This window comes from Bacillus sp. AG4(2022), assembly GCF_031844465.1.
Lineage (GTDB): Bacteria > Bacillota > Bacilli > Bacillales > Cytobacillaceae > Bacillus_AB > Bacillus_AB infantis.
The window spans coordinates 323,569-336,253 of the sequence record NZ_JAUZVH010000006.1; the positions used below are offsets into that span (position 1 = coordinate 323,569).

General features: G+C 48.0%; 10 protein-coding genes and 1 pseudogene. 7 read left to right on the top strand and 4 right to left on the bottom strand.

Annotation, left to right across the window (positions count from 1 at the left end; translation table 11 throughout):
- Window positions 1–253 precede the first annotated feature (253 nt).
- On the bottom strand, window positions 254–760 hold the full coding sequence (locus tag Q9R36_RS17855) for a phosphatidylglycerophosphatase A family protein (protein WP_009791447.1): 507 nt from the start codon (window positions 758–760) through the stop codon (window positions 254–256).
- Window positions 761–958: 198 nt separating this feature from the next.
- Between Q9R36_RS17855 and yutH the strand changes: the two genes are divergently transcribed.
- The 5 genes from yutH to thrB all read left to right on the top strand — a co-directional run bounded on the left by yutH (window position 959) and on the right by thrB (window position 7,861).
- Window positions 959–1,963, top strand: coding sequence for a spore coat putative kinase YutH (gene yutH / locus Q9R36_RS17860; RefSeq protein WP_094769845.1), 1,005 nt, complete (start codon window positions 959–961; stop codon window positions 1,961–1,963).
- Between the two features lie 109 nt (window positions 1,964–2,072).
- Complete coding sequence (locus tag Q9R36_RS17865; RefSeq protein WP_170939609.1) at window positions 2,073–3,041, top strand: 2-hydroxyacid dehydrogenase; 969 nt, start codon at window positions 2,073–2,075, stop codon at window positions 3,039–3,041.
- A gap of 1,549 nt (window positions 3,042–4,590) precedes the next feature.
- Entirely contained in the window at window positions 4,591–5,886 is a 1,296-nt protein-coding gene (locus Q9R36_RS17870) for a homoserine dehydrogenase (protein ID WP_311225646.1), read from the top strand.
- A complete protein-coding gene (thrC, locus tag Q9R36_RS17875; protein ID WP_009791442.1) occupies window positions 5,886–6,947 on the top strand; it encodes a threonine synthase in 1,062 nt (353 codons plus the stop codon). The genes Q9R36_RS17870 and thrC overlap by 1 nt, the downstream gene beginning before the upstream one ends.
- Entirely contained in the window at window positions 6,944–7,861 is a 918-nt protein-coding gene (gene thrB, locus Q9R36_RS17880) for a homoserine kinase (protein ID WP_009791441.1), read from the top strand. The genes thrC and thrB overlap by 4 nt, the downstream gene beginning before the upstream one ends.
- 72 nt (window positions 7,862–7,933) lie before the next feature.
- On the opposite strand, the pseudogene Q9R36_RS17885 reads toward thrB, so the two are convergent.
- Window positions 7,934–8,146: pseudogene (locus Q9R36_RS17885) on the bottom strand (NifU family protein); the annotation flags it as partial.
- A 168-nt stretch (window positions 8,147–8,314) separates the two neighbouring features.
- Here Q9R36_RS17885 and Q9R36_RS17890 point away from each other — a divergent pair.
- Window positions 8,315–8,644 (top strand): YuzD family protein, encoded by a 330-nt coding sequence (locus Q9R36_RS17890; protein ID WP_022544344.1) that lies wholly within the window; start codon window positions 8,315–8,317, stop codon window positions 8,642–8,644.
- Between the two features lie 1,281 nt (window positions 8,645–9,925).
- Here the strand turns inward: Q9R36_RS17890 and Q9R36_RS17895 are convergent.
- Complete coding sequence (locus Q9R36_RS17895; protein WP_009791438.1) at window positions 9,926–10,993, bottom strand: NAD(P)/FAD-dependent oxidoreductase; 1,068 nt, start codon at window positions 10,991–10,993, stop codon at window positions 9,926–9,928.
- A gap of 343 nt (window positions 10,994–11,336) precedes the next feature.
- On the opposite strand from Q9R36_RS17895, the gene Q9R36_RS17900 reads away from it, so the two are divergent.
- Complete coding sequence (locus Q9R36_RS17900) at window positions 11,337–11,576, top strand: YuzB family protein (protein ID WP_009791437.1); 240 nt, start codon at window positions 11,337–11,339, stop codon at window positions 11,574–11,576.
- Between the two features lie 232 nt (window positions 11,577–11,808).
- On the opposite strand, the gene Q9R36_RS17905 is transcribed toward Q9R36_RS17900, so the two are convergent.
- Entirely contained in the window at window positions 11,809–12,501 is a 693-nt protein-coding gene (locus tag Q9R36_RS17905; RefSeq protein ID WP_311225647.1) for a DUF2225 domain-containing protein, read from the bottom strand.
- Window positions 12,502–12,685 lie beyond the last annotated feature (184 nt).

Here is a 12,685-nt window from a genome sequence, read left to right on the forward strand (position 1 = left end):
CTTTTGGTCAGGGGGGGGTATGGGGAAAAATTGCTCTTTTAAAAGGTATTCTTGACTCACAATGAATCGGTTATTAAACAATGAGGGTGCTTACCTTCAACAGCATGCTATTTTTATAAAAAGGCTCAGAGCATAATGGCTCCGAGCTTTTTTGTGTGTAAATATTATTGCTAAAAAGTCTGCGAAATGCACTGCCAATCCGCACTTGGCACTTCAAAACCGAAACCTTACCAACAGAAGGCTGTTTATTCTTCTATTCGACTTTAGCAGCGCCATGGGCCAGGCGGCTTGAGGCGGCTGCTGCGATGGCGCCTACGATGTCGTCCAGGAAGGTGTGGCATTTGCCGGAGGATTTATCGTTTAGGTCTTTTAGGATGCCGGGCTTCAGTTTATCGATATATCCGTAGTTGGTAAAACCGATGCTGCCATAGACATTGACGATGGAGAAAGCGAGTACTTCGTCGACGCCATAGAGACTTTCATCGGTTTCTATGATTTTTTGGAGAGGCTGGTCAAGCATTCCTTTTTCACCGAGCATATCAAGCTGGATCCCGGTCAGGATGGCGTTTTGGACTTCCCTTTTGGACAGGACGCGCTCAACGTTGTGAAGGCAGTCCTTCATTTCAAGATTAGGGTGGTACTTTTCCTGAAGAAAGAAAACTAAATCTGCGATATCCTGTACGGTTACCCCTCTTTCAAGCAGCCATCTGCGGGCTGTCTGTTCTGTCAGGTCAACAACTTCTTTTTGTTCTTCAGACATTTGCCTCACCTTTTCTTGTTTTTTTCTAATGTATATACCGGCACAGCCGCAAATATACCTAAACAGGACATGCGGCTCCCGTGGCCTGTCTACTTCATTTTTTCCCTGAAGGCATGGGTTATGCAAGAAACAAACAAGTTTTTGCGGCGGGCACATATAAATGAGATATAAGCGATTAGCGAATGAAGAGGTGTTTCTATGCTCAGGCAAATGCTTAAGCAACATTTTGGCATACAGGCGGAGGAAGAATTGAGAATCGGGCTGCATGAAGCGTTCAAAAAGGATAACCAGCTTTATATACCGATGGAGGTTGGCCTGGAGGAAGAGGATCTGGCGGAGCTTAGCCTGATTGCCAGCCATCTGCAGCAAACCGGCGATAAGACTGTAAGCACTTTCCTGCAGACAACTGAAGGTAAACACTCAAGCGTGTGGGAGCAAAAGAGCTATTGTGTATTGAAGTGCCCGAATGCCCAGCCGCGCAAAGGCTATCAGTCTGGCAGGAAGCTTGCCAAGTTCCATTATCGCGGCAGGCTTATTTCCTCACCGATCACCCGGACAAGCAGGATCGGGCAGTGGAAGCAGCTCTGGGAAAAGAGGCTGGATCAGATGGAGAAGGTTTGGAATAGCATGCTTTTTCAGCAGCCGGAGCATGAACTGGACCGGATGTTTCTGGAAACATTCCCCTACTATATGGGCCTGGCCGAGAACTCCATCCAATATCTGGCTGATGCAGAGCTGGATGATGAGCCAGGGCCTGCGGACAGCGGGACTGTCTGCCATGAGCGTTTTGTTTCCTCCACATGGGGAAGTGATGATTATCTGATCAAAAGCCCGTTTGACTGGGTCTTTGATCATGCAAGCCGCGATCTGGCAGAATGGTCCAGGGAAAGGTACTTCCGGAACATCAAAACTTATCAGCCAGGGCTATCACAGTATCTGAAGGAGTACCAGACAGTTGAGCCGCTGACCTCTTTTTCGTGGCGGCTGCTGTATGCACGCCTTCTGTTCCCGCTTCACTATTTTGAGTGCATTGAGAATTATTATGGGAATCCGACAGAGCATCAAAGGCATCTTTCAGAAGAGCAGCTGGGCCGTTTCCTGCAGCATACAGGCGACCATGAAGAGTTTCTGGGAAAGTTTTTTGAGATGGCAGAAGTCCCTGCTGCCAAAATGAAACTCCCTCCTGTAGACTGGCTGAAATGATAGCGGACTCAGCAGGGCTGTGAAAGGGCTTTTCCTTTGAATTGCCATTTCTTCCTTTTATAATGGGGAGGTACTGAACTTTTACGGCAAACTGCTGGGAGGCATATGATTGATGAAGGATAGAGTGTATATTACAAGAAAGCTGCCGGAAGAAACGATTTCCGGCTTAAAAGAGCATTATCATGTGGAGATGTGGGATAAGGAAGACATACCTGTTCCGGCAGAGGTTCTCAGGGAAAAGGCTAAAGAGGCATCGGCGCTGCTTACGATGCTTTCAGATTCCATAGATGGTGATTTGCTGGCGGAAGCGCACCGATTGAAGGTTGTAGCCAACCTTGCAGTCGGTTATGACAATATTGATGTGAAGGCTGCAGCGGAAAAAGGGATCACTGTGGCGAATACCCCTGATGTGCTTACTGATACTACAGCTGATCTGACCTTTGCTTTATTAATGGCGGCAGCCCGGAGGATCACGGAAAGCGCAGAATATGTGAAAGAGGGGAAATGGAAGAGCTGGAGTCCGCTCCTTCTTGCCGGCCAGGATATCCATCATAAGACCATCGGGATTGTTGGAATGGGGAATATCGGCCAGGCTGTGGCAAAGCGGGCAAAAGGCTTTGACATGAACATCCTTTATCATAACAGATCAAGAAGGCCTGAGGCGGAAGAAAAGCTCGGAGCTGTCTACGCTTCATTCGAGGAGCTGTGCGAGCAGTCGGATTATGTTGTATGCCTTGCACCGCTGAATGAGTCGACGAAAAATCTTTTCACCGAAGAGGCCTTCCGAAGAATGAAGAACTCCGCCATCTTCATTAATGCAGGCCGCGGCGCCATTGTGGATGAAGACGCACTTTACCGTGCTCTTCTTGATGGGGAAATCAGCGGAGCCGGGCTTGACGTCTTTGTAAAAGAACCAATTGGAAAGGACCATCCTCTCCTCAGTCTGTCCAATGTTGTCGCCCTTCCGCATATCGGCAGCTCCAGCACGGAAACCAGAATGGAGATGGCCAGGCTTTGCGCTGAAAACATCAATCTTGTTTTATCAGGCAAGCAGGCAAAAACGCCGGTACATATTTAATGATTGAAGGAGGCCCGGCTTTTTGCCGGGCTTTTGGTTTAGTGGAGGAGTGGCCGGGCTGTGGAGGGGGATATTGCTATTGGCGGAGATACAGGCTGGTGTTTCCATAGGATTGTCAGGGGTAAGTCAGATCATGAATTTCAATGTCATGTATCCGGGAGGAGCCACTGGACACATGACCGAGCGAAAAAAGCGGATGTCATGTATCCCAAAAAAGTTACTGGATACATGATCGAGTAAAAAATGGAGGTGTCATGTATCCGGGAGGAGTCACTGGATACATGACCGAGCGAAAAAAACGGGTGTCATGTACCCCGAAAAAGCTACTGGATACATGACCGAGTAAAAAGTGGAGGTGTCATGTATCCGGGAGGAGTCACTGGATACATGACCGAGCGAAAAAAACGGGTGTCATGTACCCCGAAAAAGCTACTGGATACATGACGGAGTAAAAGATGGAGGTGTCATGTATCCGGGAGGAGTCACTGGATACATGGTCGAGCGAAAAAAACGGGTGTCATGTATCCCGAAAAGGCTACTAGATACATGACCAAGTAAAAAATGGAGGTGTCGTGTATCCGGGAGGAGTCACTGGATACATGGTCGAGCGAAAAAAACGGGTGTCATGTACCCCGAAAAAGCTACTGGATACATGATGGAGTAAAAAATGGAGGTGTCATGTATCCGGGAGGAGTCACTGGATACATGACCGAGCGAAAAAAACGGGTGTCATGTATCCCGAAAAGGCTACTGGATACATGATGGAGTAAAAGATGGAGGTGCCATGTATCCGGGAGGAGTCACTGGATACATGACCGAGCGAAAAAAACGGGTGTCATGTATCCCGAAAAGGCTACTGGATACATGACGGAGTAAAAAATGGAGGTGTCATGTATCCGGGAGGAGCCACTGGATACATGACCGAGCGAAAAAAACGGGTGTCATGTATCCCGAAAAGGCTACTGGATACATGACCAAGTAAAAAATGGAAGTGTCATGTATCCGGGAGGAGCCACTGGATACATGACCGAGCGAAAAAAACGGGTGTCATGTATCCCGAAAAGGCTACTGGATACATGACCAAGTAAAAAATGGAGGTGTCATGTATCCGGGAGAAGTCACTGGATACATGACCGAGCGAAAAAAACGGGTGTCATGTACCCCGAAAAAGCTACTGGATACATGACCAAGTAAAAAATGGAGGTGTCATGTATCCGGGAGGAGTCAGTAGATACATGACCGAGCGAAAAAAGCATATGACATGTATTCCGAAAAAGCCCCTTACATGACAGAGCGAAAACCGTAGTGTCATGGACAGGGGGCAACATGCCATAGATTTCTCATCCATGTAAGCTATAATCCACTACACAGCCTTCGTCTAAAGAAAAAATCTCAAATCGCCAAACACCTACAGTCTCAGCACAGTAAGCGATTCCACAAATATAATTCTGAATATTTACTATTGTAAAATTATCTGCCAAATTCTATAATGTCTACTATACAAATACAAATGTACACCTAAAAAGAACAACGGTGAGGGGGATATAGAGTGGAAGCTATTTCAGTTGGGTTGTTAGGATTGGGAACTGTCGGATCAGGTGTTGTGAAAATCATTAAAAACCACCAGGATAAGCTGATGCATCAGGTAGGCTGTCCGGTTGAGGTTAAAAAAGTGCTGGTGCAGGATTTGAATAAGCAGCGCGAAGTGGATATTGAAGCCTCCCTGCTCACAGGAAGCCCGGAGGAAATTATTGATGATCCGGATATCGATATCATCATTGAGGTCATGGGGGGGATTGAGGATACAAGGAAGCATCTCCTTAAGGCGCTTGCGAATAAAAAGCATATTGTAACAGCCAATAAAGATTTAATGGCATTGTACGGTTCGGAGCTTTTGACTGCTGCTTCAGAAAATGGCTGCGATTTGTTTTATGAAGCCAGTGTTGCCGGGGGAATCCCTATTTTAAGAGGACTTGCAGATGGATTGGCCTCTGACCGGATAACTAAAATGATGGGCATCGTTAATGGGACAACCAATTATATTTTAACGAAGATGAGCCAGGATGGCAGCGCCTATGGAGATGTGCTGAAGGAAGCCCAGGAGCTCGGATACGCCGAAAGCGACCCGACCTCAGATGTGGAGGGGCTGGATGCTGCAAGGAAAATGGCGATCCTGGCCACACTCGGCTTCTCGATGAAAGTTGATCTGGATGATGTGAAAGTAAAAGGAATCACAGGGGTAACGGAAGAAGATCTGCAGTACGGAAAGCAGCTCGGCTATACTATGAAGCTGATCGGCATTGCCCACCGCGAAGGGGAGAAGGTTGAGGTCAGCGTGCAGCCGGCGCTTTTGGCAGAATCCCATCCGCTTGCCGGGGTGAATAATGAGTATAATGCAGTCTATGTATACGGGGAAGCGGTTGGAGAAACGATGTTTTACGGCCCTGGTGCAGGGAGCCTGCCGACTGCTACAGCAGTTGTCTCGGACCTTGTCGGTGTCATGAAAAATCTGAGGCTGGGCGTGAACGGGAAGAGCGCTGTCAGCCCGCAGTATCCGAAGAAGCTTAAAGACCCGTCCGAAATATACTCTAAATACTTCCTGCGGCTTCATGTTAAAGATGAAGTGGGTGTCTTTGGCGAATTGACATCTATTTTTTCCAAGCATTCCGTCAGTCTTGAAAAAATCCTGCAGCTGCCTGTGGAAGAAAAGGGGCTGGCCGAAATCGTCCTCGTCACCCATCAATCTTCTTTGAAGGATTATGAGGACATCCTGTCCAGCTTAGAGGACCTGCCTGCTGTAAAAACGATTGAGAGCTCATACAGAGTAGAGGGGAGTGGAAGCTGATGCGATGGGAAGGACTTTTGTCTGCCTACAAGGAATATCTGCCGGTGAATGATGAAACACCGATGCTCTCCCTAAATGAAGGCAATACACCGCTGATCAAGCTGAACCGGATATCCCAGGAATGGGGCATCGAACTGTATGTGAAAACGGAGGGCAGCAATCCGACCGGCTCATTCAAGGACCGCGGCATGGTCATGGCTGTTGCCAAAGCAAAGGAAGCCGGCAGCAGTACGGTCATTTGTGCATCAACAGGGAATACATCTGCCGCAGCGGCAGCATATGCGGCAAGGGCCGGGATGAGATGCATAGTTGTCATTCCTGAAGGCAAGATTGCCATGGGTAAGCTTGCACAGGCAATCATGTACGGAGCGGAAATTATATCAATTGAAGGCAATTTTGACGAGGCTCTTGCCATGGTCCGCAGCATCAGCGAAACGGAGCCTGTCACTCTTGTGAATTCTGTCAATCCATACAGGCTGGAAGGGCAGAAAACGGCTGCCTTCGAGATTTGCGACCAGCTTGGGAGTGCCCCTGATATTCTCGCAATCCCTGTAGGCAATGCCGGAAATATCAGTGCCTACTGGAAAGGCTTTAAAGAGTACAACCGCGCAAAACAGACCGGCCTTCCAAGGATGTTTGGCTTTGAGGCGGAAGGGGCGGCGGCCATTGTCCATGACAGAATCTTTGCAGAGCCCGAAACAATCGCTACCGCCATCAGGATCGGAAACCCGGCGAGCTGGCAGCTGGCCGTGGATGCGAGGGACGAGTCAGAAGGGAAAATCGATGAAGTCAGCGATACGGAAATCCTTGGGGCATACCGCAAGCTTGCAGCTTCAGAGGGCATTTTTGCAGAGCCGGCTTCCTGTGCATCGCTGGCCGGCATCTATAAAAAGCTGCGCCAAGGGGAAATACCGCATGGCAGCAGAGTTGTTGCAGTTCTTACAGGGAACGGGCTGAAAGATCCGAACACCGCAATCGATACAAGCCTTGTGAAGCCGATCCTTCTTCCAAACGAGCTTGAAGCGGTTGCGGGCCATATCAGGGGAGCCGTGCATACATGATGGAGGGAGAGATGCTTACCATCAGGGTGCCGGCAAGTACGGCCAATCTTGGGCCTGGCTTTGATTCTGTCGGCCTTGCCCTGAGTCTATATTTGACGGTTGAAGCAGAGCGTGCCGGCCAATGGGAGGTCGTGCCGGAAAGCAGCTGCCTGGAGGGCTTCCCAAGGGACAGCCGGCATCTGATTGTCCAGGCTGCAAAGAAGGCAGCCGAACATTATTCAGCGGATCTCCCGCCCTGTATTTTAAGGGTGAAAAGCGACATTCCCCTGGCCAGGGGGCTTGGTTCAAGCGGAGCAGCCATTGTCGCCGGTATTGAACTGGCTGACTCGTTATGCGGCTTAGGGCTTTCCCGGCATGAAAAGCTGTCCATCGCAGGGCGGATGGAGGGGCATCCGGACAATGTGGGGGCCTCTCTCTTTGGCGGGCTGGTGATTGGTTATCAGACAGGGGAAGAGGTGCTGGCAGCCGCTTTCCAACATCTTGGCATTGAGGTGCTGGCAGTCGTTCCCCAGGAGGAGCTGCTGACAAAAGAATCGAGGGGGGCTCTTCCGGCAAGCTTGACCCACCAGGAGTCGGTTCAGGCCGGCGCTGCGGCCAATCTACTCATTGCTGCTCTTCTTCAGGGCAATTATGAGCTGGCTGGGAAGATGATGCAGAAAGATTTGTATCACCAGCCCTACAGGAGGAAGCTTGTTCCCCATCTTGACATGATTGAAGAGAAAGCAGCAGCTCTTGGCGTCTTCGGAACCGCCTTGAGCGGAGCGGGGCCTGCAGTGGTTTGCTTCATTGCCCCTGAAAAGGGAGATCAAGCTGCAGATGCTCTCAGCAGGATACTGCCGCAGATGGATGTGCTGCGCTTATCCATTGATCAAAAGGGCAGTACAGTATCCCGGCATGCAGTTTCAGGCCGTTAATATGCAAGAGCTGAGATTCCCATAAAAAAAAGCGATCCGCCCGAGGCGTGATCGCTTTATTATTGGAATTTCTTAGAATACCTGTTCTACTTCGACAACTCCAGGAACTTCTTCTAAAAGAGCACGTTCAATCCCTGCTTTTAAAGTAATGGTTGAACTAGGGCAGCTGCCGCAAGCTCCAAGTAAACGAAGCTTAACAATGCCATCTTCTACATCAACCAATTCACAGTCTCCTCCATCCCGAAGAAGAAACGGACGCAATTTATCTAATACTTCCTGAACATCTGAAATGATATCTTGTTCCATTAAAATCGACTCCTTTCCTACTCTTATTATAATCACTGTCGAGCCAAAAATCTATTCCCCAATCCCCAAATCCAATAATCGTTAATTTTTTTTCTATATGAATATTAAACTTCCATCAGTTAAAATAGACATAAAGGGGTGGAAAAAATGGACAGAAGGTCAGTTGAAATCGTTGTATACGGGGCAGAGCAGTTATGCCCAAGCTGTGTGAATCTGCCATCATCTAAAGAGACGTATGAATGGCTGGAGGCTGCGGTCAGCCGGAAGTTTGCTGATCAGCCTTTTTCCATCAGTTATGTGGATATACATAATCCTCCTGATGATGAGGCAAAGAGGGACTTTGCGATGCGGGTGATTGAGGAGGATATGTTTTATCCGGTCGTTTTGATCGGCGATGAAGTGGTCGGTGAGGGCAATCCGAAGCTGAAAACGATTTTTGCCAAGATGGAGGACTGCGGTTACACGCCAGCTTCATGAATAGGAAAAAGCGAGCCGGGATTTCTGAATCTGGCTCGCTTTTTTGTTTGAAAATACGAAAAATGGTATTGAATGGGGGCTGTTGATCTCCGTTCCAGGCACTCCGCTTTCCGCGGGGCGACGCTGAGCCTCCTCAGAGCAAGCTCCTGCGGGGTCTCAGCATTGCCGCTGCAGTCCCGCAGGAGTCTGCGTGCCTTCCACTGCAATCAACAGGTCTCTAAAATTTTGGGCAATTCTCTAATCCATCTGAATGAGATATCCTCCTAAATGGGGACTGGTGATTTCCGTTCCAGGCACTCCGCTTTCCGCGGGGCGGCGCTGAGCCTCCTCAGAGCAAGTTCCTGCGGGGTCTCAGCTCTGCCGCTTCAATCCCGCAGGAGTCTGCGTGCCTTGCACTCCAATCACCAGGTTCTGAAAATTAATTGGGCATTTCCCCTTTCCTAATTAGGTCATTCAAATAAAAGGGGAAGGTCGCTTATCTTAACGTCTCTTCGTTATTAATTGTTAAATCTTCCAGGCACTCCGCTTTCCGCGGGGCGACGCTGAGCCTCCTCAGAGCAAGCTCCTGCGGGGTCTCAGCATTGCCGCTTCAATCCCGCAGGAGTCTTCGTGCCTTCCACTGCAATCAACAGGTCTCTAAAATTTTTGGGCAATCCTCTAATCCATCTGAATGAGATATCCTCCTAAATGGTGTCTTTTAATTTCCGTTCCAGGCACTTCGCTTTCCGCGGGGCGGCGCTGAGCCTCCTCAGAGCAAGCTCCTGCGGGGTCTCAGCTCTGCCGCTTCAATCCCGCAGGAGTCTGCGTGCCTTGCACTCCAATCACCAGGTTCTGAAAATTAATTGGGCAATTCCCCTTTCCTAATTAGGTCATTCAAATAAAAGGGGAAGGTCGCTTATCTTAACGTCTCTTCGTTATTAATTGTTAAATCTTCCAGGCACTCCGCTTTCCGCGGGGCGGCGCTGAGCCTCCTCAGAGCAAGCTCCTGCGGGGTCTCAGCATTGCCGCTTCAATCCCGCAGGAGTCTTCGTGCCTTCCACTGCAATCAACAGGTCTCCAAAATTTTGGGCAATCCTCTAATCCATCTGAATGAGTATCCTCCTAAATGGTGTCTTTTGATTTCCGTTCCAGGCACACTTCATTCAATCGGCTTTGAATTGAATGACAGAGATTATGCACTCTGTGGCATTTTTCAGATCTATAAATAAGGTCAGTTATACATTCACATTTAAATTAAAAAGGAGTACGGATCTTCCATCCGTACTCCTTTGCTTTGCTTGATCAGCCATTATGATATTTGTACATCCATAAAATTCCGGATTTAAGCAGTCTGGCGACGCGGCCTGTGATCGGTCTTTCGGCGACAAGGCCGAAGCCATGCTTTTTGCCGAGTGAGCCAAGGACGCCTTTCAGCTTGATGACCGGCAGGGATTCTGGCAGCTCTTCGCCTTTCCAGCGCTTCAGGAGGATCTGGACAATTTGTTCTGCCTGGCCTTCGGCAAGCTGTGCACTTGGTGCATGCGGCAGGCTTGCGCAGTCTCCTACAACATACACATGCTCATTGCCGGGAATGTTATGGTGCTTGGTAAGCACGACACGGCCCTGTGCATCTTTTTCCACCGGCAGGTCACGGACAACCTTGCTTGGCTGAATGCCTGCTGTCCATACAATGGCATCGCACTGAAGGGGCTCGTCATGGTTATAAAGGATGTTTTCTTCTACACGGGTAATGTTGGAATTGTTGATGATTTCCACTCCGTGATTGTCAAACCAATTTTCTACATAAGTGCTTAATCTTTCAGGGAAAGCGGAAAGAATATGATTTCCCCTGTCAAACAGCTTCACTTTCAGATCCGGCCGGCTTTCATTCAGCTCGGATGCCAGTTCAACGCCGCTCAGTCCTGCCCCAACGATGGCAACGACAGACCCCGGCGACAGATTGTTCAATGTTTCATAAGTGCGGCGTGATTTTTCGATTGTCTGGATGCTGTAGGTGTGTACATCTGCCCCAGGGACATTATGGTACTTATCCTCGCATCCAAGTCCAATGATAAGGTCATCATAGGAAACAGGAGTTTCATTTGCCAGGTTTACCTGCTGTTTTTCAAGGTCGATCCCCGAGATTTCTCCATATTTAATCTTAAGGCGCGGATGCTCAGGGAAAGCAACCCGGACATGCTGATCAGAGATCGTTCCTGCTGCTAGTGCATAATATTCAGTTTTAAGGCAGTGGTAAGGTACCCGGTCAATCAGTGTAATGCTTGTATCTTCCGGCAATGAGTTTGGCAGCAGACGGGCAAGAGCTCTCATGCCGCCATATCCTCCGCCAAGTATGACAAGATTTTTCATAACCAAATTTCCCCTTTTGTCCAGTATGTAAGCAGCTATAGTAATATATTAAAATAATAGAACACAATGACAGAATAAGAATTAAACGTTTACATTATTATATTAGCAAAATAATTAGAATATTAATTCACAAGAATATTCATGAAACAACATAAAAAGTATAACGAAATTATAGCTAAATCACAACACATATCTGAATAATCCAGGCAAAAGTCGACATTATACGCCCTTCAATCATCCAATAATGATAATCCAGCGCTTACTGTGTATATGACAGTATGCCTTTGCTTGCGTTTTTGCCTGAAACCAAGTACATTAACAATTAGTAGAGAGGTGAATAGATGTGATTCAGCCAATCATAGAATTTTGCATCAGCAACCTGGCAAGCGGTGCGCAGAAGGCCCTGGAAATCCTTGAAAAGGACCCGGATCTGGATGTGATTGAGTATGGCTGCCTTGGGTACTGCGGAAAATGTGCAAGCTCTTTATATGCCCTGGTGAACGGTGAGGTTGTAACAGGAGAGACGCCGGAGGAACTGGTGGAAAACATATATCAATTCCTGGATGAAAATCCGATGTTTTAATATAAAAGGCCGCATATCGATGCGGCCTTTTTCTTATAGTTAAGGAATTTATAAATTGGAAGACTTGTGGATACTTTTCAATGCTTGATCCACGTCCAGCTCCACCGCCTACCCCCTCGTGGTCATAAGCCAAACCTCCCAAAAAGGCAAAGAATGCCTTTCCGGGAGGTTCGTCTTATGCTTGTCGGGGGTGATCAAGGCGCCTGCGCTTTTGTTCTTGAAGGAGCAGACATCAGCAGGTCTGCCTTCTGCTTTCCCTCATTTCATGCCAGCGTTCTCTTGCCATATCAATGATCCCCGGCTCAAGCGAACGGCTTTGCTGTTCGATTACCTTGGAGAAAAACTTGATTGCCTGCCCATCGCTGCCTATTTTCCTTGAAAGTTCTGCAATGAGGTATAGAAGTCTGGTTTCAGAGATCTGCGTGCCCTGGTAATCACCGCTTGAATAGGATTCCACATATTCATGGGCAGCCAATTTCATAAAGCGCTGTTCCTGTGTCTTATCGCCGCCATTTCTGTACAGCCAGGCAAGCCGCATATACAATCCCGCGATGGACACATGCTTTTCCTTCTTCAAAAGTGCTGAGTAGACAGCCAGCTTGTATGTCTGGATTGCTTCATTCCTGCTCCTCTTCCTGCCGAAGTCCCTGGGCTTCCATTGGCTCGTGATCTTTTCATCGATCTGTTCCTTTGAACCCGGGGGGAAATATGGGCTGAATTCCTCGGAAAACGAAAAGCCGCATTGAGGACATACTTGTATATAATAGAATATCGGATTGCTTTCATCTGAGTCATAAAAAGGAAGAAAATCAGTGTCATAGCCTTTGATTTTTACGAAGCGGGAACGAACCTTCTGGCTTGTAAAGTTGTTCTTGCATACAGGGCAGCTGCAGCTTTTTTCATACAATGGCTCCAGTATGGCCAATTTTCTCACCTTCCATTATAAAATAGCAGGTTTATTATACCATAAACAACAGGGTGTTTTAGGTAATAAGTTCTAATTCGGGAGCGGATTTGATAAAAGGGCCCTAAAATTGAAGCCTGCTCAGTTGAGTCCCGCTCAAAGTCTGTATATACTATATATAAGAGTATAAACCTCAAGATTAAGG

Coding starts and splice junctions, on each gene's coding strand:
- Q9R36_RS17890 (WP_022544344.1), top strand. CDS start 8,315: ATGGACAGAAGGTCAGTTGAAATCGTTGTATACGGGGCAGAGCAGTTA.
- thrC (WP_009791442.1), top strand. CDS start 5,886: ATGCGATGGGAAGGACTTTTGTCTGCCTACAAGGAATATCTGCCGGTG.
- yutH (WP_094769845.1), top strand. CDS start 959: ATGCTCAGGCAAATGCTTAAGCAACATTTTGGCATACAGGCGGAGGAA.
- Q9R36_RS17895 (WP_009791438.1), bottom strand. CDS start 10,993: ATGAAAAATCTTGTCATACTTGGCGGAGGATATGGCGGCATGAGAGCT.
- Q9R36_RS17855 (WP_009791447.1), bottom strand. CDS start 760: ATGTCTGAAGAACAAAAAGAAGTTGTTGACCTGACAGAACAGACAGCC.
- thrB (WP_009791441.1), top strand. CDS start 6,944: ATGATGGAGGGAGAGATGCTTACCATCAGGGTGCCGGCAAGTACGGCC.